Origin of the sequence: Kitasatospora sp. NPDC057936, assembly GCF_042887525.1 — a bacterium.
In the GTDB taxonomy this organism is placed as follows: Bacteria; Actinomycetota; Actinomycetes; order Streptomycetales; family Streptomycetaceae; genus Kitasatospora.
Window position 1 is genome coordinate 46079 of the sequence record NZ_JBHVPD010000009.1, and the last position, 23918, is coordinate 69996.

Annotated in this window: 25 protein-coding genes; 8 read left to right on the top strand and 17 right to left on the bottom strand. The window is 73.9% G+C overall.

What is annotated here, in order from left to right; all coding sequences use genetic code 11:
* Positions 1 to 132: 132 nt before the first annotated feature.
* The 9 genes from ACFVU9_RS07395 to ACFVU9_RS07435 form a co-directional block, all read right to left on the bottom strand.
* Entirely contained in the window at positions 133 to 795 is a 663-nt protein-coding gene (locus ACFVU9_RS07395) for a class F sortase (protein WP_387591096.1), read from the bottom strand.
* Positions 796 to 949: 154 nt separating this feature from the next.
* Entirely contained in the window at positions 950 to 1360 is a 411-nt protein-coding gene (locus ACFVU9_RS07400; RefSeq protein ID WP_387590908.1) for a hypothetical protein, read from the bottom strand.
* Between the two features lie 320 nt (positions 1361 to 1680).
* Positions 1681 to 2001, bottom strand: coding sequence for a TcmI family type II polyketide cyclase (locus tag ACFVU9_RS07405; RefSeq protein WP_380447702.1), 321 nt, complete (start codon positions 1999 to 2001; stop codon positions 1681 to 1683).
* Positions 2002 to 2006: 5 nt separating this feature from the next.
* Complete coding sequence (locus ACFVU9_RS07410) at positions 2007 to 2462, bottom strand: SRPBCC family protein (protein ID WP_380447704.1); 456 nt, start codon at positions 2460 to 2462, stop codon at positions 2007 to 2009.
* Position 2463: 1 nt separating this feature from the next.
* Positions 2464 to 2724: an acyl carrier protein gene (locus tag ACFVU9_RS07415; RefSeq protein WP_387590913.1), complete on the bottom strand. Its 261-nt coding sequence runs from the start codon at positions 2722 to 2724 to the stop codon at positions 2464 to 2466.
* A 28-nt stretch (positions 2725 to 2752) separates the two neighbouring features.
* Complete coding sequence (locus tag ACFVU9_RS07420; protein ID WP_380447709.1) at positions 2753 to 3994, bottom strand: beta-ketoacyl synthase N-terminal-like domain-containing protein; 1242 nt, start codon at positions 3992 to 3994, stop codon at positions 2753 to 2755.
* Positions 3995 to 3999: 5 nt separating this feature from the next.
* Positions 4000 to 5256 carry a beta-ketoacyl-[acyl-carrier-protein] synthase family protein gene (locus tag ACFVU9_RS07425; protein WP_387590916.1) on the bottom strand — a complete coding sequence of 419 codons (1257 nt, stop codon included), beginning with the start codon at positions 5254 to 5256 and terminating at the stop codon, positions 4000 to 4002.
* Entirely contained in the window at positions 5253 to 5696 is a 444-nt protein-coding gene (locus tag ACFVU9_RS07430; protein ID WP_380447713.1) for a cupin domain-containing protein, read from the bottom strand. Before ACFVU9_RS07430 ends, ACFVU9_RS07425 begins: the two co-directional genes overlap by 4 nt.
* Positions 5697 to 5725: 29 nt before the next feature.
* Positions 5726 to 6895 (bottom strand): SchA/CurD-like domain-containing protein, encoded by a 1170-nt coding sequence (locus tag ACFVU9_RS07435; protein WP_380447715.1) that lies wholly within the window; start codon positions 6893 to 6895, stop codon positions 5726 to 5728.
* A gap of 308 nt (positions 6896 to 7203) precedes the next feature.
* On the opposite strand from ACFVU9_RS07435, the gene ACFVU9_RS07440 reads away from it, so the two are divergent.
* Positions 7204 to 8829, top strand: coding sequence for an FAD-dependent oxidoreductase (locus tag ACFVU9_RS07440; RefSeq protein ID WP_387590920.1), 1626 nt, complete (start codon positions 7204 to 7206; stop codon positions 8827 to 8829).
* 270 nt (positions 8830 to 9099) lie between these two features.
* Here ACFVU9_RS07440 and ACFVU9_RS07445 read toward each other — a convergent pair whose 3' ends face one another.
* Positions 9100 to 10761: an APC family permease gene (locus ACFVU9_RS07445; protein WP_380447719.1), complete on the bottom strand. Its 1662-nt coding sequence runs from the start codon at positions 10759 to 10761 to the stop codon at positions 9100 to 9102.
* A gap of 378 nt (positions 10762 to 11139) precedes the next feature.
* Here ACFVU9_RS07445 and ACFVU9_RS07450 point away from each other — a divergent pair, with 378 nt between their 5' ends.
* Positions 11140 to 11745, top strand: coding sequence for an SGNH/GDSL hydrolase family protein (locus ACFVU9_RS07450; RefSeq protein ID WP_380491677.1), 606 nt, complete (start codon positions 11140 to 11142; stop codon positions 11743 to 11745).
* Positions 11746 to 11772: 27 nt separating this feature from the next.
* Here the strand turns inward: ACFVU9_RS07450 and ACFVU9_RS07455 are convergent, their stop codons facing one another.
* Positions 11773 to 12531 carry an AraC family transcriptional regulator gene (locus ACFVU9_RS07455; protein WP_387590925.1) on the bottom strand — a complete coding sequence of 253 codons (759 nt, stop codon included), beginning with the start codon at positions 12529 to 12531 and terminating at the stop codon, positions 11773 to 11775.
* Between the two features lie 54 nt (positions 12532 to 12585).
* Here ACFVU9_RS07455 and ACFVU9_RS07460 point away from each other — a divergent pair, with 54 nt between their 5' ends.
* Entirely contained in the window at positions 12586 to 13788 is a 1203-nt protein-coding gene (locus ACFVU9_RS07460; RefSeq protein ID WP_387590928.1) for an MFS transporter, read from the top strand.
* Here the strand turns inward: ACFVU9_RS07460 and ACFVU9_RS07465 are convergent.
* Positions 13778 to 14635, bottom strand: coding sequence for a helix-turn-helix transcriptional regulator (locus ACFVU9_RS07465; protein ID WP_380447727.1), 858 nt, complete (start codon positions 14633 to 14635; stop codon positions 13778 to 13780). The genes ACFVU9_RS07460 and ACFVU9_RS07465 overlap by 11 nt on opposite strands.
* A gap of 118 nt (positions 14636 to 14753) precedes the next feature.
* On the opposite strand from ACFVU9_RS07465, the gene ACFVU9_RS07470 reads away from it, so the two are divergent.
* Entirely contained in the window at positions 14754 to 16295 is a 1542-nt protein-coding gene (locus ACFVU9_RS07470) for an MFS transporter (RefSeq protein ID WP_387590932.1), read from the top strand.
* A gap of 67 nt (positions 16296 to 16362) precedes the next feature.
* Here the strand turns inward: ACFVU9_RS07470 and ACFVU9_RS07475 are convergent, their stop codons facing one another.
* Positions 16363 to 17289, bottom strand: coding sequence for a serine/threonine dehydratase (locus ACFVU9_RS07475; protein ID WP_387590935.1), 927 nt, complete (start codon positions 17287 to 17289; stop codon positions 16363 to 16365).
* 264 nt (positions 17290 to 17553) lie between these two features.
* On the opposite strand from ACFVU9_RS07475, the gene ACFVU9_RS07480 reads away from it, so the two are divergent.
* On the top strand, positions 17554 to 18411 hold the full coding sequence (locus tag ACFVU9_RS07480; RefSeq protein ID WP_387590938.1) for a DMT family transporter: 858 nt from the start codon (positions 17554 to 17556) through the stop codon (positions 18409 to 18411).
* Positions 18412 to 18417: 6 nt separating this feature from the next.
* On the opposite strand, the gene ACFVU9_RS07485 is transcribed toward ACFVU9_RS07480, so the two are convergent.
* From ACFVU9_RS07485 to ACFVU9_RS07500, 4 genes are all read right to left on the bottom strand, one after another.
* Positions 18418 to 18987: a hypothetical protein gene (locus ACFVU9_RS07485; RefSeq protein WP_387590941.1), complete on the bottom strand. Its 570-nt coding sequence runs from the start codon at positions 18985 to 18987 to the stop codon at positions 18418 to 18420.
* Positions 18988 to 19004: 17 nt separating this feature from the next.
* Positions 19005 to 19724 carry a hypothetical protein gene (locus ACFVU9_RS07490; RefSeq protein WP_387590944.1) on the bottom strand — a complete coding sequence of 240 codons (720 nt, stop codon included), beginning with the start codon at positions 19722 to 19724 and terminating at the stop codon, positions 19005 to 19007.
* Positions 19725 to 19880: 156 nt separating this feature from the next.
* Positions 19881 to 20207, bottom strand: a complete 327-nt coding sequence (locus ACFVU9_RS07495) for a hypothetical protein (protein ID WP_380443738.1) — start codon at positions 20205 to 20207, stop codon at positions 19881 to 19883.
* Positions 20204 to 20521 carry an SAV_915 family protein gene (locus tag ACFVU9_RS07500; RefSeq protein WP_387590948.1) on the bottom strand — a complete coding sequence of 106 codons (318 nt, stop codon included), beginning with the start codon at positions 20519 to 20521 and terminating at the stop codon, positions 20204 to 20206. Before ACFVU9_RS07500 ends, ACFVU9_RS07495 begins: the two co-directional genes overlap by 4 nt.
* Positions 20522 to 20758: 237 nt before the next feature.
* Between ACFVU9_RS07500 and ACFVU9_RS07505 the strand changes: the two genes are divergently transcribed.
* The 3 genes from ACFVU9_RS07505 (at position 20759) to ACFVU9_RS07515 (ending at position 23911) form a co-directional block, all read left to right on the top strand.
* The gene (locus tag ACFVU9_RS07505; protein ID WP_387590951.1) at positions 20759 to 21178 is read left to right on the top strand and encodes a helix-turn-helix domain-containing protein; all 420 of its coding nucleotides are present in this window, start codon (positions 20759 to 20761) and stop codon (positions 21176 to 21178) included.
* A 1-nt stretch (position 21179) separates the two neighbouring features.
* The gene (locus ACFVU9_RS07510; RefSeq protein WP_380443732.1) at positions 21180 to 21527 is read left to right on the top strand and encodes a DUF4180 domain-containing protein; all 348 of its coding nucleotides are present in this window, start codon (positions 21180 to 21182) and stop codon (positions 21525 to 21527) included.
* A gap of 164 nt (positions 21528 to 21691) precedes the next feature.
* Positions 21692 to 23911, top strand: a complete 2220-nt coding sequence (locus tag ACFVU9_RS07515) for an NADP-dependent isocitrate dehydrogenase (protein ID WP_387590954.1) — start codon at positions 21692 to 21694, stop codon at positions 23909 to 23911.
* The last annotated feature ends 7 nt before the right edge of the window (positions 23912 to 23918 follow it).

Here is a 23918-nt window from a genome sequence, read left to right on the forward strand (position 1 = left end):
AATAACAAATATTTGATCGTGGGCTGGTTATTTTGTTTATACGACCCGGCGGCTGCGCCCCCCCCCGCGCCCCCCCCCGCGCCAACCGGCCGCGGCCCCCCGACGCGCGGGGGAGCCGCGGCCGTTCGGCGTTCAGGCCCGGTGCGACGACTCCAGGTGCGCGAACACGACCACGTTGTCGAGGTAGTCCCGCCGCTTCTTGTCGTACACGCCGCCGCACGTGATCAGCCGCAGCTGCGCGTCCGGCGTCTTCCCGTACACCTTCTGGTCGGGGAAGGCGTTCTTGGCGAAGGTCTCGACGGAGTCCACCGAGAACACCGCGACGGTGCCGTCCGCGCGCGCCACCTCGACCTTGTTGCCCGGCAGGAGCAGGCTCAGCAGCAGGAACACCGCCGGGCCCTTGGTGGTGTCGACGTGGCCGGCGACGACGGCGCTGCCGCGCTCGCCCGGGGTCACGCCGCCGTTGTACCAGCCGACCAGGTTCTTGTCGTCCGGCGGCGGGGCGTTGAGCTGGCCCGCCGGACCGAGCGTCAGCTCGGTGAAGGGGGCGTCCACGGCGATCTGCGGGATCCGCAGCCGGGCCGGCTTGGACCGCTTCAGCGCCGGTGCGCCCGCGGCGGCTGGGGCGGCCGTGGGGCCCGGCTTGGCGGCCGCGGCCGCGGCCGGTGCCGACGGGCCGGGGGCGGCCGGCGCGGTCGCGGTCGGGGGAGCGGCCTCGGCGGACGAGGACTCGTCGGCAGTCCGGGAGTCCACCGAGTTGTACATCAGCAGCACGCCGACCGCCGCCGCGCTCATGCCGACGCGCAGCAGCCGGGACGTACCTGGGACGGGAAGCACCGAGGCCCACCTTTCCGGAAACGGCGTCCGCGGGACGGCGCCCGCGGGACGGCCCGCCGCCCCCGTGCGCCCCCCGCGGTGGCGGGGCGGCGCCCAGGGGCGGCGGCGGGGGTCAGGCGACGGCGCCGGCCGTGCGGCGGCCGCGGCGCAGCGCGAGGGCGCCCGCGCCGATCCCGCCGAGCAGCAGGACCGCGCCCGAGGCCAGACCGCCGCCGGACAGGGACAGCCCGCCGCCGCCGGTGTGCACGCCGCCGTGCGGGGCCTTGTGCTCCTCGCCCTTGTCGCCGTAGGCGTCGTTGCCCTTGTGCTCTTCAGAGCCCTTGTGCTCCTCGGTGGAGGAGGAGCCCTTGTGGTCGCTCGTGCCCTTGTGCTCGTCGGAGCCGGTGCCCTTGTCGGGCTGCTTCTCCTGCCAGGTGAGGTTCTTGCCCTGGTCGGCGGATCCGTCCGCGAAGGCCATGGGGGTGCCGACGGTCAGGACGGCGGCGACGGCCGCCCCGGCGAGCAGCGTGCGTGCAGAACGCATGAGGATGATCCTTCCGGCGCGCCGGCCCGCGACGCCCGGCGGGGTTGCCGGGCAAGGGGACTCGCGGGGAATGCGCGCCTGATCCACCGTCAACCACCGTGCCGACGCCTGCCACCGGAGGCGTGCGGGGCCCGCGCGCCCGGTGCGCCTTTCGGATGGACTCCCGGGCGTGTTCACCCGGGTGCGCGGGCGATCCGGGTGAACGGGGGTTACGGCGGCCACGAGCCGTCGGTGCGCGCGGGCGGCTCCGGGCACGCGTGGGCCCGCCCCCGGCAGGTGGCCGGGGGCGGGCCCAAAGGGTCGCGGGGGCGCTGCGGAGCTCAGCGGTCCCAGCGGTAGAACTCGCGCGCCATCGCGTCCTTGGGCTCGCGCCAGGTGGCGGGGTCGTACGCCTGGACGTAGGCGGTGAGGCGGTCGCTGACGGTCCGGAACTCCGGGTGCCCGACGACCTTGGCGACGGCCGGGCCCGGCGGGCGGTCGGCCTCGATGAGGTGCAGGTAGACGTCGCCGAACTGGAAGAGGCTGCGGCCGGTGACGCCGATCAGGTGCGGCAGGTCGCCGCGGTCGGACTCGGCGAACACCTCGGCGATGTCGGGGGCCGCCTCCGGCTTCATCCGGGCGACGATCAGAGCGCGGTGCACGCCGCTCACCTCTCCCCGGCCCGCAGCTCGACCTTCTCGCGGATCAGCTGCATCTGGATCCGGGAGTTCTTGTTGATGTGGTTGACCATGCCGTCGTCGTCCACCGGGGCGGTGGGCTTCATCGCGAAGTCCTGGATCCAGCGCATCCTCGTCCCGGCCGGGACCTCGGCGTACTCCCAGCGGATCTCCATGAACTCGAACGGGCCGGGCTCGACCCGGCGGGCGCGCACCGCGAGCGAGGACTTGTCGGTGGTGCGCTCGGAGACCCAGCTCCACACCTGGCCGTTCTCGTCCGGGTGCATGGTGAGCCGGAAGCGGACGCTGTCGCCGTCGCGCTCCAGGACGTCGACGGAGGCGTACTCGCTGAACAGCTCCGGCCAGTTCTCCAGGTCGTTGGTCATCTCCCAGACCAGGTCGAGCGGAGCGGCGATGACGATCTCGTTGTCGGTGTGTCCGGGCATGTCAGGCACCGGCCTTCGTCGCGAGGGAGGCGTTGACGAGCTGCACGAACTCGGCCGGGGTCTTGGCGGACTCGGCGCCCGAGGTGACCTTGAGGCCGTGCCGGTTCTCCAGCTCGCCGACGACGCCGAGCAGGCCGAGCGAGTCGACGCCGAAGTCGTCGAAGTAGGAGCCGGGGCGCTCCAGTTCGCCGGGTTCGACGGTGACGCCGGCCCGCGCCTGGAGCAGGGCGGCCAGTTCGGGGTAACTGAGGGTGTTGCTCACGGGGTGTCCCTTCTCAGAACGGGGTGGTTCAGGGCCGCTCACCGCGCCGGAGCACCAGCGCGGAGTTGGAGCCCATCAGCCCGCGGCTGAGCACCAGTGCGGTGCGCAGCTCGGCCGGCCGGGCGCGGCCGGTCACCAGGGCGAGGTCGTGGCAGACCTCGGTGACGTTGGGGGTGGGCGGGAGCACGCCGTCCTCCATGGCGAGGACGGCGGCGGCGACGTCCAGCAGCGGGGCGCCGCAGTAGGCGCGGCCGGTGCCGGTCTTGGGCGCGGTGACCGGGACGCGTTCGGCGGCCGGGCCCAGGGCGTCGGCGAGGGCGAGGGCCTCGGCCCGGTCGGCGGCCGGGACGCCGAGCGCGTCCGCGAAGACCACGTCGACCTCCTCGGGTGCGATCCGGGCCTCGTCCAGGGCTATCCGGATCGCGGCGGCCAGGCCCTCGCGGGACTCCTCCCACCGGGAGGCGCCGGTGAAGGTGGCGCCGTGCCCGGCCAGGTGGGCGCGGACGGCGGCCCCGCGGCGACGCGCGGTCCGCTCGTCCTCCAGCAGCAGCATCGCGCCGCCCTCGGCGGGGGAGAAGCCGCAGGCCTGCGCGGTGAACGGCAGGTAGGCCCGGTCGGGCTGCTCGGCGAGGCTGAGCTCGGGGTAGCCGAGCTGGCAGACCATCGAGTACGGCGCGAGCGGGGCCTCGGCCGCGCCGGCCACCACCGCGTCGGCGCCGTGCTCGATCGAGCGGGCGGCGTGGGCGAGCGCGTCCAGGCCGCCGGCCTCGTCGCTGGCGACGACACCGCAGGGGCCCTTGTAGCCGCCGCGGATGGAGATCTGTCCGGTGCTGGCCGCGTAGAACCAGGCGATGGACTGGTAGGGGCCGACGAACCGGGGCCCCTGGCCCCAGAGCTGCTGGAGCTCGCGCTGGCCGAACTCGCCGCCGCCGGAGCCGGCCGCGGTCACCACGCCGACGGCGTAGGGCTGTTCCGGGTCCGGTGTGAAGCGGGCGTCGGCCACGGCCAGGTCCGCGGCGGCCATCGCGTAGTGCGTGAAGCGGTCGGTCTGCACCAGGTAGCGGCTGTCGATCACGGCCTGCGGGTCGAAGTCCCGCACCTGTCCGGCGACGCGCAGCGGCAGCGCGGTGCAGCCCTCGCGGGATATCCGGTCGAGGACGCTCACGCCCTGCCTGGTGGCCTTCCAGAAGGCGTCGGCCCCGACACCGTTCGGTGCCACCACGCCGATGCCGGTGACCACCGCCCGGCGGCCCTGCTGACGTGACGTCATGGATCTCACCCCGTTCTTTTGAGCACGACGGCGGACTGGAATCCGCCGAATCCGCTGCCGACCGAGAGGATGTGGCTCAGCGGCAGCTCGCGCGCGGTGCGCGGCACGTAGTCGAGGTCGCACTCCGGGTCGGGAGTCTCGTAGTTGGCGGTCGGCGGCACGACGCCGTGGGCGAGCGCCAGCGTGCAGGCGACGACCTCGATGGCGCCGATCGCGCCGAGCGAGTGCCCGACCATCGACTTGATCGAGCTCATCGGCGTTCCGTAGGCGTGCCGGCCGAGCGAGCGCTTGACGGCGGCGGTCTCGTGCCGGTCGTTCTGCTTGGTGCCCGAGCCGTGCGCGTTGACGTAGTCGACGTCGGTGGTGTTCACCCGGGCGTGGGCGAGCGCGTCGTCGATCGCCCGGGACATCTCCAGCCCCTCCTGGGTGAGGCCGGTCATGTGGTAGGCGTTGCCGTAGGTGGCGAAGCCGCCGACCTCGCCGTAGACGCGGGCGCCGCGGCGGCGGGCGTGCTCCAGCTCCTCCAGCACCAGGACGGCGCCGCCCTCGCCGAGGACGAAGCCGTCCCGGTGGGCGTCGAAGGGGCGGGAGGCGTGCGCCGGGTCGTCGTTGCGCTCGCTGGTGGCCTTGATGGCGTCGAAGCACGCGACGGTGATCGGCGAGATCGGGGAGTCGGAGGCGCCGGCGATGCAGATGTCGGCGCGTCCCTCCTCGACGGCCCGGAAGCCGTAGCCGATCGCGTCCAGGCCGGAGGTGCAGCCGGTGGAGACGGTCTGCACCGGGCCGTGCGCGCCGATCCGTTCGGCCACCGCGGAGGCCAGCGTGCTGGGCGCGAACGCCCGGTGCAGCTGGGGCTCGGCCTGCCGGTGGTCGACGTCCCAGCGGGCGCCGGCCGAGCTGACCAGGGCGTAGTCGTGCTCCAGCCGGGTGGTGCCGCCGACGGCGGTGCCGAGCGAGACGGCGATCCGCCACGGGTCCTCGGCGGCGAGGTCCAGGCCCGCGTCGGCGACCGCCTCGCCGGCCGCCACCATCGCGAACTGCACGTAGCGGTCGGCCCGTTGGACGTCCTCGGGGCCGAGCCCGTGCGCCGCCGGGTCGAAGTCGCACTCGGCGGCGATCCGGGAGCGGAACCCGGTGGGGTCGAAGAGCGTGATGCCCCGGGTGGCGGTGCGGCCGGAGGTGAGGAGGTCCCAGAAGGCCGGGACCCCGACCCCGCCGGGCGCCACCACGCCGATCCCGGTGACGGCGACCCGCCGGGTCACGAGGCCACCTTGGCGTGTTCCGGCGGGCCGGACGCGGCGGACCCGTCGGTGCCCGCGTGCTCCTCGGTGCTCACGTGGCCGAGGTCGGGGCGCGGGGCGAGCGGCCCGAGGTGGAAGACCATCCGGGCCTCGGTGGTGCCGACGTTGCGGAAGCGGTGGCGCATGTTGATCGGGATCATCAGGCCGTGGTCGGGCTTGAGGGCGCGGGTCTCGCCGTCCAGGTCCACCTCCAGGTCGCCGGAGACGACGAACACGAACTCCTCGGAGTACGGGTGGTAGTGCTCGGCGATCCGCTCCCCGGGCTTGACGATGGCCAGGCCCATGAAGCCGCTGGTCGCCCCGCAGGTGGTCGGGGTGAGCATGGTGCGCAGCTCGGCGCCGTGGCGGCGGTTCTCCGGAGCCTCGTCGACGTGGACGATCCGTGGGTACTGCGTGGACATGGTGTTTCCTCCGGGAATGTGACGGATCGTCAGTTCGACTGTGAGCTGCGGTCGGTGATCGGGGTCATGCCGCGGGCGGCGAGGAACGCGCGCAGGCCGGCGACGGTGCGCAGGTCGCACTCCGCGCCGAGGTCGAGCAGCCGGGCGAGCGCCGCGGCCTCCGCGTCGCCGGCCACGCCGAGCGCGGCGCCCGGGTCGGCCTCGGCGGGCACCCGCAGGTCCACCAGGCGCACGACGACGTCGTCGCGCTGGAACACGGTGCTCGCCGCGACCGGGCCGGTCGGGTCGGCGGTGGCGAGGTCGTCGTGGCCGGCCAGCAGCTCGGTGACGGCCGTGCCGGAGCCCGGGCGGACCGGGTAGAGCACGGCGTGCCGGTGCAGCCGCCCCGACGACGGCGCGGTGGCGATCGCCTGCTCCTTGGCCGGCAGCGCGGCGCGGGCGAAGAAGGCGCGCGCGGACTGCGGGTCGCCGAGCTGCCGGGCCTCCTCCAGGTACGGGTTGATGGCCTCCTCGACGGCCCGCACCTCGGGCTGCATCGCGACGTGGCGCAGCGCGTCGCCGAGGCTGCCGGTCACCTCGACGGCCCGCACGACCCGGTTGCCGTGCATGAACAGCGAGGTGCGGCGCAGCCGGGTGTGCTCGTCCACGTCGGCCTTGGGGGAGGTGTAGCCGGCCAGGATCCGGGCCACCTCGGGCTCGCTGCCGGGCTTGACCGTGAAGGTCAGCGCGTGGCGGACGACCCCGTCGGGGCCGGGCTCGGCCTTGGGCGGGCCGACGTGGCCGACGGGCTCGCTGCGCGGCAGGCCCGGCGGCACCTCCACCGGGGCCCGGGTGCCGGTGGCGCCGCCGGCGGCGGAGGTCTCGCGCAGGACGACGTAGCGCATCGAGCGGAAGTTGTCGCTGACGCAGCCGTGCATGGGCTTGACCATCTCCCGGTGGGCGTCGCTGTCGACCCACTGCAGGAACGTGTCCTGGTCCTCCCACTCGCTGGTGATCAGCCACTGCCGGGGGTCGTTGATCGACTGGCACAGCTGGTCGCTGACGTGGCCGGGCACCGCGGCCACCTGGTGGCGCAGCTGCTCGTAGACGTCCAGGAAGCGCTGCTGCGCGCCGTCCTGGATCTCCAGCATCAGGACGACCCGCAGCCGGGTCTCGGACTCGGCGTGCTGCGGCGCCTGCGGTTCGGACAGAGTTGTCATGATCCACTTTCTGCTCTGGGCCGCACGCTGCGGGCCGTACTCCGGCCGCGTCCGGCAGGGCGCTCCCGGCCCGGGGGAGGGCGGTGCGATGGCGGTCGGCCCGGGCCGTCGGCGCCAGGCCTGAGGTCGATCGTGCGCGGCGCGTCCGGGGGCGCGCGAGATTTGCGGGCCATCCGGGCGAAGGGGCGGCACAAGCCGGCTCCGGCGGGGGATGGAAGATCGGGGCGGCCGCCGCTGCGGGCCCCTTCGAGGGCGGCGCCGGGCCCACGTGCCGGGCCGCGGAATCCCCGTACAGGGTGGAGCAATTGATGAATCCGAAGGTAGACGACCGGGTGCCGGTCCTGATCGTGGGCGGCTCGCTGGTCGGGCTGTCGGCCTCGCTCTTCCTCGGCCGACTGGGGGTCAGACACCTCGTGGTCGAGAAGCACACCGACACCTCGCGTCACCCGCGTGGCCGAGGCAACAACGTCCGCACCATGGAGCTGTACCGGGTGGCCGGGATCGAGCCGGCGATCCGCGAGGCGGCCTCGGTGCTGGCCCCGAACCACGGCATCCTCCAGGCGCCCTCGCTGACCGGCGAGGAGCAGGAGTGGCTGTTCCGGGAGATCGACCCGGGCGGGCGGCTGGCCGCCTTCAGCCCCAGCTCGTGGTGCCTGTGCAGCCAGAACGACCTGGAGCCGGTGCTGCTGCGCGCGGCCCGCGACCTCGGCGGCGACATCCGCTTCGGCACCGAGCTGGTCTCCTTCGAGCAGGACGCCGACGGCGTCACCTCGGTGCTGCGCAGCCGGGAGACCGGCGAGGAGCGGGTGGTGCGCTCGGAGTACCTGGTGGCGGCGGACGGCCCGCGCAGCCCGGTGCGCGAGCGGCTGGGCATCGGGCAGACCGGCAAGGGCGAGCTGTTCCACAACGTCAGCATCACCTTCCGGGCCAAGCGGCTGGCCGAGGCCGTCGGCGACCGGCACTTCATCGCCTGCTACCTCACCAACCCGGAGGCGGACGGCGCGCTGCTGCCGGTGGACAACCGGGAGGAGTGGGTCTTCCACGCGCCGTGGCACCCCGAGCACGGCGAGCCGCTGGAGGCGTTCACCGACGAGCGGTGCGAGCGGCACATCCGCACCGCCGTCGGCATGCCGGAGCTGGACGTCGAGGTGACCGGCAGGGCGCCGTGGCACGCGGCCGAGCGGGTCGCCGAGAGCTACGGCACCGGGCGGGTCTTCCTCGCCGGGGACTCGGCGCACGAGATGTCGCCGACCGGCGCGTTCGGCTCCAACACCGGCATCCAGGACGCGCACAACCTGGCCTGGAAGCTGGCCGCCGTGCTGTGCGGCTGGGCCGGGCCCGGCCTGCTGGAGACGTACGGGCGGGAGCGGCGGCCGGTGGCGCGGGTGACCGGCGAGCGCGCCTCGGCCCGCTCGGCCGAGCACAGCCACCCCGGGTACGCGGTCGTGCCGGGCGTCGGGCGGCAGGCCGGGGTGCTGGCGGTGGCGCTGGGCTACCGCTACCCGCGGGGCGCGGTGGCCGGGGCGGACCCGGCGGGCGAGGTCGTCCCGGAGAAGTTCGAGTCGGCCGGCGAGCCCGGCAGCCGGGCGCCGCACCAGTGGCTGGTGTGCGCGGGCGTCCGGCTGTCCACGCTGGACCTGTACGAGCAGGCGATGGTGCTGCTCACCGGGCCGGACGGCGAGGCCTGGCGCGCGGGCGCCCGGCGGGCGGCGGACGCGCTGGCCGTCCCGATGGACGCGTACCGGATCGGCGAGGACGCGGAGGACGACCTGGCGCCGGAGCCGGGTACGGACTTCGCCGAGCTGCACGGCATCGGCCCGGACGGCGCGGTGCTGGTGCGCCCGGACGGCTTCGTCGCGTGGCGCTCGCCGGGCGCGGTCGACGATCCGCAGGCGGCGGTGGCGGCGGCGCTGAAGGCCGTGCTCGACCTCTGACGGGCGAAGGTGACGCGCACGGATGACGTGCACGCCTGATGCGCACGGCCTGATGCGCACGGCCTCCGGCGGGCACGGATGCCGCACACGGACGGGCCCGTCGGTCGCTGCTCGACCGGCGGGCCCGCCGTTGGGGTGCGTAAGGCTCGGGTTGTTCAGGGGCGTTCGGTCAGGATCTCGTGGCCGGGTTCCGGCGGCCGGGGCCGTGTGGTGGGGCCCCGGGGCCGGGAGCGGCCGATCGGGAGCGGGGAGTCAGCCCCGCCCCGCGGATCAGTGACCGCCCGCGTCGACCACCTCCACGTCGGCGACCTCGCGCTCGATCTCCTCGGCCGGCAGGGCGACGCGGATCGCCCAGTAGTAGATGCCGAGCGCGAAGACCGCGACGATGCCCATGTCGTACCACATCGGGATCCGGCCGGTGCCGTCCCCGAAACCGCCCTGCCAGGAGACCAGGCCCAGGCCGATCAGGTAGACCGGCAGCCACTGCGCGGCCTTCCAGTTCAGGCGCGGGGCGTTCGGCAGGCCCTTCTTGATCGCGTAGGCCGCGTAGCTGCCGAGCAGGACGTAGCCGAGCACGATGGCGATGCCCAGGCGGGACAGGGTCTGCCAGCCGGACCAGTAGATGATGAGGCTGGCGACCACGAACGCGGCCGGCGAGACGACCCCGCCCGCCGGGAGGCGGTAGGAGCGCTCACGGTCGGGCAGCCGGCGGCGCAGGGCACCGAAGGCCAGCGGGGCGCCGGCGTACATCAGCACGCTGGCGGAGGTGATGAAGCCGACCAGCTCCTGCCAGCTGGGGAAGGGCAGGAAGCAGACGACGCCGGTGACGAAGGAGATGATCAGGCCGAACCACGGCACGCCGTTCTTGTCCAGGCGCTCGAACTTCTGCGGGGCGTAGCCGTTGCGGCTCAGGCCGTAGGAGATGCGCGAGGTGGCGGTGGTGTAGATCAGGCCGGTGCCACCGGGGGAGATGATGGCGTCCATGTACAGCACCCAGGACAGCCAGCCGAGGCCGACCAGGGTGGCCAGGCCCGCGAAGGGGCCGTCGATGCCGGGGAAGTCGAGCTTGGCCCAGCCGTTGGCGAAGGCGCTGACCGGCAGGGCGCCGATGAAGACGACCTGGAGCAGGGTGTAGATCAGGGTGCCGATGGCGACCGACCCGAGCACGGCGCGGGGGATGTCGCGGCGGGGGTTGCGGCTCTCACCGGCGATCTGGATGGCCTGCTCGAAGCCGAGCAGCGCGAAGATGATGCCGCTGGTGCTGATCGCGGCGAGCACGCCCTTGGCGCCGAACGGCGCGAAGCCGTGCGAGGTGAAGTTCGAGCTGTGGAAGCTGGTGATCGCGAGGACGAAGATCGTGAAAAGCGGGACGAAGATCTTCAGCCAGGTCGCCACGCTGTTCGTACGCGCAAGGACCCGTACGCCGAGGAAGTTGACCGCGACGAACACCGCCATCAGGGCGGTCGCGACGACGAAGCCGCTGGTGGTGAGGGTGCCGTTGGCGTTTTGGAGGCCGTCGGCGAAGGACCAGTGCTTGGCGTAGCCGATCATCGCCTCGACCTCGATCGGGGCGACGGTGGCGGCCTGGAGCCAGGAGAACCAGCCGAAGGACATGCCGGCGAGGCCGCCGAAGGCGTAGTGCGGGTAGCGCGCGGTGCCGCCCGAGACCGGGAAGAGCCCGCCGAGTTCGGCGTGCACGAACGCCAGCAGGACGATCGCGACGGCGCCGATGCCCCAGGAGATGATCGCGGCCGGGCCTGCGGCGGTGACGGCGTTCTTGGCGCCGAACAGCCAGCCCGAGCCGATGATCGAGCCGACCGAGGCCCACATGAGGCCGATGAGACCGACGTTCCGGCGGAGCGTCCGGTGGGTGGTACCGGACCCGGAGCCGGTGCTCTGTCCCGGCGGGGATACCTGGTTGGTGGAGACCATGGGAATTCTCTCTGTGTGTGGGGGCCCCGGCAGGCGGAGCAGCTCTGGAGAGTTGCCACACAGTAGGGCTATTCATAGGCCTATGCACAGATTTCATTACTGAATGTTTACTTACTTTTCCGGACATTCTCGCTGGTAGGGGGTGTGAGGGTTTCGGGCGCATTACGTGACTCGTCAGTAGGTTCACTATTTGAGCCGGAATTGAGCTTCGGGTGGTCGATCATGCATCATGGTCGACACGCCGTTTTATAGAAATGGTGATCCCTGCATAGTGATGCAGCCAGCCCGGGTGGATGGCCGGCCAGGACACCGTTGAGTCGCCCGCGGGCGTGTGATCAACTTCCTCCGGTCCATACGAACGCAAGGGGGAAGCACCACATGATCGAACTCGCCGACAGGCCGATGACCTGGGTCATGGCCGGGGACAGCATCACGCAGGCCGTCCTGCACACGCACGGGGCCCGGGGGTGGGTGGAGCACGTGCAGGAGCGCGTGTGCTGGCAGCTCGACCGGCTGACGGACATCGTCGTGAACTCCGGCGTCTCGGCCTGGCGGGCCACCGACGTGCTCGGGGCGTACGACTTCGTCATCGGCCGGTTCCGGCCGGACGTGCTGTCGCTGTCGCTCGGCACCAACGACGTGCGGGCCGGGCTCGCCGGGCTCGGGGAGTTCCGCGACGCCATGGGGGAGATCATCGAGCGGTCCGCCGGGGCGCAGATCGTGCTGCACACGCCGCTGCTCGTCAGTCAGGACGCGCTGCCGGCGCGGGCCGAGCTGCCCGCCTACTGCCAGGCCGTCCGCGAGCTCGCCGCCGGGACCGGGGCGCTGCTCGTCGACCACGAGGCCCACTGGCGCGCCGAGTTCGGCGACGTCGCCCCGATCGCGTGGCTGGACGACCCGGCCCACCCGAACGCGGTCGGGCACCTGCAGATGGCCAACCACACGCTGCGCACCCTCGGACTGGGGGAGCTCACCGACCTGTGAGGTACGGGTTTCGGCCGCCGGCTCGGGTCAGAGCCGGCGGTGGGTGCCCGGGGTGTGGCCGAAGGTGTGGCGGAAGGCGTCGATGAAGGCGCTGGCGGAGGACCAGCCGCACAGGTGGGCCACGGTGGTCACGGGGGTGTCCTCGGCGAGGAGGGTGAGGGCGTGGTAGAGCCGTAGGTGGGTGCGCCAGCGGGGGAACGTCATGCCCAGGTCGGTGCGGAAGAGCCGGGACAGGGTGCGTTCGCTCGCGCCGACCTCGCGGCCGAGGGCGGCGAGGGTGCGGTCGTCGGCCGGGTCGGCGTGCAGGAGGTCGCACACGGCGGTCAGCGTCGGGTCGGTGGGGGCCGGCAGGTGGAGGGGCTCCTGGGCCGAGACGCTCAGCTGGTCGAGCAGGACGGCCCGCAGGCGGGCGCGCGGCGGGGTGTCGGGGGTGTCGCCGGTCTCGTCGGGGTACCGCGTGTATTCCAGGATCAGCTCGCGGAGCAGGGGGCTGACGGTGAGCACCGTGGGCCTGTCCAGGGCCAGCGGGTTGCTGTCGGCGGGCAGGCCGACCAGGTGCAACTCCAGCTCGCCGTGGGCCTGGTGGGAGTGGACCGTGCCCGTGGGGACCCAGATCGCGCGGTCGGCCGGTGCCACCCAGGTGCCCGCGTGGGTGGTGATGGCCAGGGCGCCGCGGCCGGCGTAGGCGATCTGGTGGTCGTCGTGGCGGTGGGCGTCGATGGCCGCCCCGCGGGTGAGCCGGCGGGTGCTCGTGGGGGCCACGGGCGTGTGGCGGATTTCCGTCATTGGTTGGCAGATTATCGGAAGCCCGACAGCGGGGCGCGGCGTGAGCATGAGGGCGTGCCCACCAACGACAAGGCGCCCGAGCGCGCCATCCCCCTCCTCGCCGTCGGCCACGCCTGCGTCGACGTCTACCAGGGCGCCGTGACCGCGCTGGTCCCGTTCTTCGTCGCCGAGCGCGCCTACACGTACGCCGCCGCCTCCGGCATCGTGCTCGCGGCCTCTCTGCTCTCCTCCGTGGCGCAGCCCCTGTTCGGCGCGCTCACCGACCGCCGCCCGTTGCCCTGGCTGCTGCCCGTGGCCACCCTCCTCGGCGGGCTCGGGATCGCGCTGAGCGGCCTGGGTGACAGTTACGCGCTGACGCTCGCGTTCGTCGCGGTGTCCGGCCTGGGCGTCGCCGCCTACCACCCGGAGTCGGCGCGGGTCGCGCGCAAGGCCGGGCGGGGCAGCCACACGGCGATGAGCTGGTTCTCCGTCGGCGGGAACGTCGGGTTCGCGCTGGCGCCCCTGCTGGTGTCCGCGGTGGTCGCCACCGGCGGCCTGCGGTGGACGCCGCTGCTCGTCGTGCCGGCCGTCGTGGGCGGTGCGCTGTGCCTGCCCGCGCTGCGTGCGGTGGGCGTGGCACGGCCGACGGCGGGTGCGGGTGCGGTTGCCGGGCCGGCGGGGGCCGACGACGTGCGCTCGTTCCTGCGGCTGTCGGTGGCGGTGGTCTGCCGGTCCGTGGTGTTCATCGGGCTGAGCACGTTCATCACGTTCTACGCCCGCGAGCGGACCGGCGGCGGCACGACGGCGGGCACCGCGGCGCTGTTCGTGCTGTACGCCGGCGGCGCGGTCGGCACGGTGCTGGGTGGCCGGCTGGCGGAGCGCCGGGACCGCGTCACCGTGGTGCGGCGCTCGTACCTGCTGAGCGCCCTCGCCGTCGCGGGGATCGTGTACGTGCCGGGGCCGGCGTTCTTCCTGTTCGTGGCGCTGGCCTCGGCCGGGCTCTACGTGCCCTTCTCGCTCCACGTGACGCTCGGGCAGGACTACCTGCCGAGCCGCGTCGGCACGGCGAGCGGCGTGACGCTCGGCCTGGCGGTGAGCGTCGGCGGTGTCGTGAGCCCGGTCCTCGGCGCGGCTGCCGACGCGACCTCGCTCCGGACGGCGCTCGTACCGCTGATCGTGCTGCCCGTCGTCTCCTGGCTGGCGATCCGCACCCTGCCTGAACCGGCCGTGCCGCGGGCGGTCGCGGCGGAGCCGGAGGCGGTGCCGGTCAGGCCGTGAAGCTGTCGGCCGTGAAGCTGCCGAGGAAGCGCAGCGCCTCCTCGGCCGGGCTCCCGGGCGGCGCGGTGTAGACGACGAGCATGTGGTGCGCGGCGCCCGGGGCCTGGAAGGTCTCGTAGTCGAGCGTCACGTCGCCGACCAGGGGGTGCCGGAAGCGCTTGGGCCCGTGGCTCTTCTCGTGCACGTGGTGCCCGGCCCACAGGGTGCGGAACTCGGCACTGCCCAGCGAGAGTTGGCCGACCAGCCGGACGAGCCCGGGATCGTGCGGGCGGCGCCCCGCGGCCATGCGGAGGATGCCGACGGTCGTGCGCGCGGCCTCCTCCCAGTCGAGGTGGACCTCGCGGGCGTGCGGGTCGAGGAAGATCCGGCGGGCCATGTTCCGCTCGCCCGGCGGGAGTCGGGGGAAGTCGGCGATCAGGGCGGCGGCCGGCCGGTTCCAGGCGAGGACGTCGCTGCGGTCGTTCATGATGACGGCGGGCGTGGTCGGCATGGCCTCCACGACGCTCCGAAGTGCCGGGCGCAGCACGTCGGTCCGCTGGGATCCGGCGGCCGTCCGGCGGGGCGGTCGGGCCAGGTCGTACAGGTGGGCGCGCTCGGCGGGGCCGAGCCGGAGGGCGCGGCTCAGCGCGTCGAGCACCTCGTCGGACGGGCGGTCGGCGCGGCCCTGCTCCAGGCGCACGTAGTAGTCGGTGCTGAGGCCCACGAGTTCGGCGACCTCCTCGCGGCGCAGCCCCGGTACGCGGCGGCGGCCGGTGGGCGGCAGGCCCGCGTCGGCGGGGGACACCAGGGCGCGGCGGGCGCGGAGGTAGTCGCCGAGGCTGCCGGCGAGGGTGGTCGGGTCGGGCATGCGGTCCAGTATGGGCGTGGAGCGGCGGGCGTGCCTGGACCTGTCAGTCCCAGGGAACGCCGGCCCGGGGGTGTGGCAGTCCCTTCATCCACGGCCCGGCCTGGCGAACGATCGACGCATGACTACCCCCAACTCCCGGAGCCGGGACGGCTACTGGGCGACGGTCGGCGCGGTCGGCGGCGCGAGCGCGATGCTGCCGTTCTCGGTGACCGGCGCCGCCGTCGCGCTTCCGACCATGGCCGCGCACCTGGACGCCTCCGTCGGTGCCGCCCAGTGGATGCTCAACGCCTTCAACATCACCTTCGCCGCCCTGCCGCTCGCCGCGGGCGCCCTCGCCGACCGGCTCGGCCGGCGCCGCGTGCTGCTCACCGGCATCGCACTGGTCGGCGCGCTGTCGCTGCTGATCGCGCTCGCGCCGTCGATGGCGGTCGTCGACGCCGCGCGGGCGGTGCAGGGGTGCGGGGCCGCGGCCGTCCTGGCGTCGGGCGCGGCGGTGCTGGCCCACTCCACGGCCGGGCGGCGCCGGCAACTGGCGTTCGGGATCCTGGGCACGTCCTTCGGGACGGGCCTGGCCGTCGGGCCACTGGCGGCGGGCGCGCTGGTGGAGGCGGCCGGCTGGCGGGCGGTCTTCCTGCTCGTCGCGGCCGGGTCGGTGCCGGCCTGGCTGCTGGCGACCCGGGCGCCGGAGTCGCGCAACCCCGAGCGCCCGCGCTTCGACCTCGCCGGGCTGCTCTGCTTCACCGCCGGGCTCGCCGCCCTGTCCTACGCGCTCGTCCGGGCGGGGGCGGCCGGCTGGACGGCGCCGGGCACGCTGCTGCCGCTCGGCGGCGCCGTCCTGCTGGTGGTGCTGTTCGGGGCGGTGGAACTCCGCCGGGCCGGGCGGGCGATGTTCGACGTCCGGCTGTTCCGGCGGCCCGAGTTCCTCGCCGTCGTGTGCCAGCCCTTCACCGTGACCCTCGGCTTCGTGGTGCTGCTGGTCCACCTCCCCGCCTACCTCCAGGGCGTGGGCGGCCGGAGCGTCCTGGCCAGCGGGCTCCTCCTGCTGCCGATGACGGCGCCCGTCCTGCTGCTGCCCCTCGTAGCGGGCCGGCTCGCGGCGGCGACCTCGGTACGGGCGGTGCTGACCGCCGCCTCCGTGCTGATCGCGGCGGGTGCGCTGCTGCTCGCCGTCGTGCCGTTCGAGGCGCTGTGGTCGTCGTTGTTGCCGTTCGGGGCCGGCGTCGGGCTGGCGTTCGGGGTGATGGACAACGCGGCCGTCGGCACCGTCCCGGTCGAGCACGCGGGCGCCGCCGCCGGGATCTTCAACACCATGCGGATCGCCGGCGAGTCCGTCGCCGTCTCCGGGGCGGCGGCGCTCCTGACCACGCTGACCGCCGCCCGCCTGCCGGGCCTCCCGCCCGGCGAGGCGGCGCACCTCGCGGGCCGGGCCGTCCAGGGACAGGTGGACGCGGCCCGGCGCGCCGCCCTGGCCGACGGGTTCACCGGCGCGCTGCACACCCTCGGCCTGCTGCTCGCCGTCCTGTCCGCGCTGGGCGCGGTGCTCACGTACGTCGCGCTGGACCCTCGGCGCAGGCCGCGGGCCGGGGGTTCGGAGGCGGCGCCGTCCTCGGCGAGGCCGGTGGAGGGGCTCGGGCCGGCGAGGGAGAGGTTTGTCGGGTAGGCCGACTCCGTGTCGTGGACGGGCGGTCGCATGGCCGGTGAGGGTCCCGCTACGCCCGCTACGTTCGCTACCCCCGCTCGACCAGGTCGGACGGGTCGGTGTTCGCCCCGCACAGCAGGACGGCGACGCGCTCGCCCGCCACCCCGTCGAGCGCCGCCAAGGCCGTGGAGGCCGCGAACTCGACGGCGATCCGGCGCTCGTCCCACAGCCGCCGCCGGGCCCGGACGATCGCCTCGTCGGGCACCAGCACCGACCGCACGCCCTCGTGCGCGGCCGCCGCGACGGCGAGGGCGGTCGCCCGGCGGGCGCCCAGCGCGTCCTGGGCCACCGACGCCACCGGGACGTCCACCGGGCGCCCCGCCTCCAGCGCCGCGTTGAGCGCCCGGCTGCCCTCCGGCTCCACCGCCACCACGCGGATCCCGTGCTCGCGCGCCGCCACGGCGACCCCGGCGAACAGCCCGCCGCCGCCCACCGACACCACCACCGTGTCCAGGCCCGGCACCTGGGCGCGGATCTCCTCCAGCACGGTCCCGGCGCCGGCGGCGATCAGGGGGTGGTCGTAGGCGTGCGAGGCCAGGGCCCCGCCGGTCGCCGCGAACTCCTCGCACGCGGCGAGCGCCTCCGCGTACTCCCGCCCGACCAGCCGCACCTCGGCGCCGTACGAGCGGAGCCGGCCCAGCTTCACCGGCGAGGCCGTCTCGGGCAGGAACACCGTGGCCCGGACGCCGAGTTCACAGGCCGCCCAGGCGCAGGCGAGGCCGGCGTTGCCGCCCGACGCGATGGTCACGCCGGCGTCGGGGAGGGTGCCGGCCTCGGCGTGGGCGAGGAGGAAGTTCTGCGCGCCGCGCGCCTTGAAGCTCCCGGTGTGCTGCAGGAACTCCAGCGCCAGCCACGTCCGTTCGCCCTCGTCCCCGCGCGCCACGACCACCGGCCGCACCCGCCCGGCGATCCGCTGCCCGGCCGCCTTCACCGCGTCGTACGTCAACTGCTCCATCGCGCCCGCTCCTTCGCTCCAGCCGCCACGGTGACGACCGTACGTCGGAGCGGCGGCCGGAGGAAAGATCACGATCATCCGGACGCGGGGTGAGGCGTAGGCTTGGCTCCATGCGTCTCGTGATCCTCCCGCCGCCCGTCCGCTAGCGGGCGGCCCTCTCCACTGAATCACCGCCCGGCGGCCTTCTGCTCGCCGTCGGGGCGGTCGGTGCCGCCCGCGTCATCCGCGGAATCCGACCGGCACCTCATCGTGGAGAAACGACGCATGACCTCGCATGCCGCCGTGCCGTTCCGGCACGGACTGCTGTCCATCTCGGCCGCCGCCGTCGCCTGGGGCGTGGGCGGGGCCGTTGCAGCCCTGCTGCTGCGCACCAGCGGGCTGGGCCCGGTGGCCGTCTCGTTCTGGCGCTTCGCCGTCGCGGCGCTCTGCCTGGCGGTACTGCCACGCCGTGAACGCCGGAGGACACCCCGCCGGGCCGCCGTGCTGACCGGGATCGGGCTGGCGGTCAGCCAGTGCGCCTACTTCGGCTCGGTCCGCTTCGCGGGGCTCGGTCTCGCCACCCTGATCACCATCGGCGCCGGCCCGGTGCTGACGAGCCTCGGCGCGCACGTCCTGCTGGGCGAGCGCCTGACCCGGCGGGCCGCCGTCGCCGTCGTGTCGGCGCTCGGCGGGCTGGCCCTGCTGGTGGCCGCGCCGGCGGCGGGGCCGCGTCCGGCGCTGGGCGTCGGCCTGGCGCTGCTGGCGGGCGCCGGGCAGAGCGGGCTCACGCTGTGGGCGCGCGGCGGCGGCTCGGCGCGGGCTGGCACCGGTGCGTTCACGACCGGGCTGCTCTGCCTGCTGCCGCTCGCCGCGGTCGAGGGCGTCCTGCCGACGGCGGGGGACCCGGCGCTGACCGGGGGAGCGCTGCTGTTCCTCGGGACGGTGCCCACGCTGTTCGCCTACCGCTGGTACTTCACCGGCCTGGCCGTCGTCCCGGGCACCACGGCCGCCGTGCTGGTGCTGCTCGAACCGGCGACGGCGGCGGTGATCGGCGTGGCCTTCCTCGGCGAGCCGCTCACCGCGGGCCTGCTGGCTGGCTCGGCCCTGCTCCTCGTCGCGATCGCGGCCCTCGCCCGGGAGTGACGTGGTCTACGAGGCCGCGACGGGGTACTCCCACTCCGTCGCGGCCGTTCCGTCGACGGTCAGCAGGTGTTCGGCGATCTCCAGGGGGACGGCCACCAGGGGGACGCCGGAGTCGAGGGGGATGCGGACCCGGTGGGCGGCGCCGAGGGCGGTCACCTCGACCACGGCGGTCGTCGCGCCGGTGAGGCACACGGCGTCCAGGCGGGGCACGAGGTCGGGGCGGCCGACGTCGGCGGGATAGCCGGTGAGGGTGAAGAGGAGGTCGCCGAGGTCGTCCAGGAGGTCGGCCCAGACCAGGAGCGGCGGCGCCGGGGCGGTGGCCGGGAGCCGGGTGAGCGGGCCCGGGTCCGGCGCGGCCCAGCCGCCCTCGGGCGCGAGGGCGGCGTGGAGGTCGTCGCGCGTGGCGGTCACCGGCAGGTGGGCGGCCGGGTCCGGGCCCGTCGTCGTGATCGCGACGTCACCGCCGGCGGGGAAGGCGATCCGGGTCAGGCGGCGGGTGCCGTCGGTGTTGGTGCGCTGGAGCGCGGCGGCCTCGCGCAGGAAGCCGCCGCGTCGCAGTCGGGGTTGTCGCTCCATACCGGTGGGAACGATCGTCAGGCGCCGTTGACGGCGTTCTTCACCCAGTCCGGGCAGCGGTCGGCGTAGCCGATGCAGTAGGCGGTGATGACGCCCTTGACGTTGCCGTAGTTCACCGTCACCTGCACGTGGGTGAAGTCGACGACCTTGCAGGTGCGCCACCAGGCCCAGCCGGAGCAGCGGACGTGGTTGACCAGGGTGAGGTAGTTCCACGTGGTCGCCGACTGTTGCTTCGGCCAGCCGGGCTCGGGGTAGCGGGTGGTCGCGCGGACCGCGCTGACGGTGAGGTTGTGCTTCTGCTGGATCTTGGTGTAGCCCCAGGTGGCGGTGCCCCGGCGGAGGTTGACCGTGCGGTGGTCCTTGGAGGTCCAGCTGGCCACCAGGTCGTAGGCCGGGTCGCCGGCGAGCCGCGGGGTGAGGGCGGCGGCGCCCGGGGCATCGTCCGAGGCCGAGTCGTCGGAGGCGGAGTCGTCGGAGTCGTCCGGCGCGGTGCCCCGGGCGTACGCCTGGAGGAGGCCGGGGGCGACGCCGTGGTCGCGGGTCAGCTCGTCGACGGTCAGCTGCCGGCCCTCGGTCAGGGTGTCGTCGCCGAAGACCGCGACGGACACGCCGGCGTCGTCGGTCCGGTCCGGCGCCGGTGCGGACGGGGAAGCGGCGAGAGCGGAGGGAGCGGCCAGGATCAGGGCGGCCAGGACGGCTGCCGTACCGAGGGCGGGGCGGAGCGCGGAGCGGGACAAGTCCTCACCAGCTTCCTAGGAAGAGGGGCCTTGGGAGACGGTCCTTGGCTGTGTCCATGGCGGACGGACGCACACTATGCGCGGTGGACGGCCGCCCGCTACTGGAATATCTCCCAACTTCCCTTCGGCCGAGTGGGATTGACGCCTCCAATGATCTCAGGTCACCGACCGCAGGGTCGGCGGCCCCGGCGTGAGGGCGCGCAGGACCAGGTCGATGCGGACGCGCGCCGCGCCGGCCCGCTGGAGGGCGGCGGCGACGGCCCGCAGCTCCTCCGGTCCGGTGCAGGAGAGGCGGAGTTCGAGGTCGGCGTCGCCGGCCAGGGCGAGGCCGCTCTGGACGGCCGGGTGCTCGGCCGCGAGGCGGTCGAAGTCGAGGGGGACGGGCCCGAAGCTGACCCGGGCGATCGCGTGCAGGGCCCGGGCCGGTTCGGGCCGTCCTGCGGCGGGCTCCTCGTCGCCCGGGACCAGTTGGAGGGCGGTCACCGGTGCTGGAGCTGTGCGGTCGGGGCCGGGGCGGGCTGTGCGGCGGGGACGGCGACGGGCGGGGCCACCAGCCGCGGGTCGAGGACGAGGGCGTCGACGCCGAGCGGGGCGGTGAGCTCGCGCAGGGCGGCCTCGCCGAGCTCGGTGTGGGCCTGGTCCGGTCCGAGGAGGGCGGTGAGCGCCTCGGGGGTGGAGAAACCGACGGCGCAGCGGCGGCCGTCGCGCAGGCGGAAGAGGCGGAGGGCGTTCGTGCTTCCGGTGCCGTGACCGAGGTGGTTGACGGTGACCGGAACGTGCCAGACGACGCGGGCCATGCGGGTGCTCCCCAATGGAGTGGTGGTGCCTGCCGGAACTGCTCCCTTCGAAGCTAGGCCGGGATCGGCCGCGCGTCGCCGGTCCTGACGCAGCGTTGACCGAATGAGGTGGCGTGTTGACGCACTCCTGACGGCCGACTCACCCAACTGGACTACACCACTCCGTATCCTTCCCCAAACATCCGCATCGAATGATAGTTTGCGCGATGATAGGGAAGTCGGGAAGGATGGTTGCAGGTGGCGCAGTACTACTCGGTGGAACAGGTGGCCGAACTGCTGGGCCTCCATGTGCGCACGGTCCGCGGCTACATCCGTGACGGCCGCCTCGCGGCGACCAGGATCGGCAAGCAGTACCGGATCGCCCGCGCCGACCTGGAAGCCCTCACCGGCGCCCCGGTCGTCGCGGAGAGCACCAGGGGGCGCGGCGCCGAGGTCTCGTCCGTCGTGCGGATCGAGGAGATCGACCGCGCGCGGGCGGACCGGCTGACCACCACCGTGCTCGCGGCCATCGCCGGCCCGCGCGAGGGCGGCCGGCCGCTGCACGTGGAGACCGTCCTCGACGAGGAGGCGCAGACCCTGCGGCTCGTCATCCTCGGCGATCCGGCCGACACCGCGGCGCTGCTCACCATCGTCCACACGCTGACCAGGGAGTTGTGACATGTCCGACCCGACGTTCCTCCGGCTGGCCGCCGACGGCGCCCCGCTCCGCAGCGAGCAGGACGCGATGGACGCGATCGCCGACGCCTGGGGCCGGGAGGCGACCTGGGTGATCGTGCCCGCGGCCCGGCTGCACCCGGACTTCTTCGCGCTGAGCACCCGCGTCGCCGGCGGCATCGTCCAGAAGTTCGTCAACTACCGGATGGGTCTCGTCGTCCTCGGCGACATCGCCCACCACGTGGCCGGGAGCAACGCCCTGCGCGACTTCGTCCGGGAGAGCAACCGCGGCACCCAGCTCTGGTTCCTGGCCGACGAGACCGAGCTGGCGGCCAGGTTCGCCGCGGGCTAGCCCCCTCCGGTTGCCGTGCGGGCGCCCCGGGACGACGGTGGAACCGACCGCCGGCGCGCCCCCGGGGCACCCGGCGCGCGCTCCGGGGCGGGGGGAGGTGGAGCGAGGGGGCCGGGACGAGATATCTTGACGTCAAGACGTTGGAGACGTGAAGCGGAGTTTCGATGACTGACTCGACCATCATCTATACGCACACCGACGAGGCTCCGGCCCTGGCGACCTACTCGTTCCTGCCGGTCGTCCAGGCCTACGCCTCGACGGCGGGCGTGCGCGTGGAGACCCGCGACATCTCCCTGGCCGGGCGGATCATCGCGAGCTTCCCGGAGCGTCTGGCCGAGGGCCAGCGGATCGGTGACGCCCTCGCCGAGCTGGGCGAGCTGGCCAAGACCCCGGACGCCAACATCATCAAGCTGCCGAACATCTCGGCCTCCGTGCCGCAGCTGAAGGCCGCCATCGCCGAGCTGCAGGCCCAGGGCTACGCCCTGCCGGACTACCCGGACGACCCGCGGACCGACGAGGACAAGGACGTCCGCGCCCGCTACGACAAGGTCAAGGGCAGCGCCGTCAACCCGGTCCTGCGCGAGGGCAACTCCGACCGCCGCGCCCCGCTGTCGGTCAAGAACTACGCCAAGACCCACCCGCACCGCATGGGCGCCTGGTCGGCCGACTCCAAGACCAACGTCGCCACCATGGGCGAGAACGACTTCCGTTCCACCGAGAAGTCGGCCGTGATCACCGCCGACGGCGCCCTGCGCATCGAGCTGGTCGGCCAGGACGGCACCACCACCGTCCTGCGCGAGAAGGTCCCGGTGCTGGCCGGCGAGGTCGTCGACGCCTCGGTCCTGCGCGCCGCCGCCCTGAACGAGTTCCTGGCCGCCCAGGTGGCCCGCGCCAAGGCCGAGGGCGTCCTGTTCTCGGTGCACCTCAAGGCCACCATGATGAAGGTCTCCGACCCGATCGTGTTCGGCCACGTCGTGCGCGCCTTCTTCCCGAAGACGTTCGCCTGCTACGGCGAGGCGCTGACCGCCGCCGGCCTGAACCCGAACAACGGCCTCGGCGGCATCCTGGCCGGCCTCGACGCGCTGGCGAACGGCGCCGAGATCAAGGCCTCGTTCGACGCCGAGCTGGCCGAGGGCCCGGCCCTGGCCATGGTCGACTCGGACAAGGGCATCACCAACCTGCACGTCCCGAGCGACGTCATCGTCGACGCCTCGATGCCGGCCATGATCCGCACCTCCGGCCACATGTGGGGCCCGGACGGCCAGGAGGCCGACACCCTGGCCGTGCTGCCGGACAGCAGCTACGCCGGCGTGTACCAGGCCGTCATCGACGACTGCCGCGCCCACGGCGCCCTGGACCCGGCCACCATCGGCTCGGTCCCGAACGTCGGCCTGATGGCCCAGAAGGCCGAGGAGTACGGCAGCCACGACAAGACCTTCGAGATCGCCGAGGCCGGCACCGTCCGCCTGGTCGACGCCGAGGGCGAGGTCGTGCTGGAGCAGGCCGTGCAGCCGGGCGACATCTTCCGCGCCTGCCAGACCAAGGACCTGCCGATCCAGGACTGGGTCAAGCTGGCCGTCACCCGCGCCCGCGCCACCGGCGACCCGGCCGTGTTCTGGCTGGACGCCGAGCGCGCCCACGACGCCGTGCTGATCGAGAAGGTCAACACGTACCTGCCGGAGCACGACACCACCGGCCTGCAGATCGAGATCATGTCCCCGGTCGAGGCCACCACGTTCTCGCTGGAGCGCATCCGCCGCGGCGAGAACACCATCTCGGTCACCGGCAACGTGCTGCGCGACTACCTGACCGACCTGTTCCCGATCCTGGAGCTGGGCACCAGCGCCAAGATGCTGTCGGTCGTCCCGCTGATGGCGGGCGGCGGCCTGTTCGAGACCGGCGCCGGCGGCTCCGCCCCGAAGCACGTCCAGCAGCTGGTCAAGGAGAACTACCTGCGCTGGGACAGCCTGGGCGAGTTCTTCGCGCTGGCCGCGAGCTTCGAGCACCTGGCCGCCAGCACCGGCAACGCCCGCGCCAAGGTCCTGGCCGACACCCTGGACCGCGCCACCGGCACCTTCCTCAACGAGGACAAGTCGCCGAGCCGCCGCCTCGGTGGCATCGACAACCGCGGCAGCCACTTCTACCTGGCCACGTACTGGGCCCAGGAGCTGGCCGGGCAGACCGAGGACGCCGAGCTGGCCCAGGCGTTCGAGGGCCTCGCCAAGGCGCTCACCGAGCAGGAGCAGACCATCGTCGAGGAGCTCGTCGCCGTGCAGGGCTCGGCCGTCGACCTCGGTGGCTACTACCAGCCCGACCCGGCCAAGGCCGCGGCCGTGATGCGCCCGTCGAAGACCTTCAACGACGCGCTGGCCAACCTCGGCTGACCGAGGC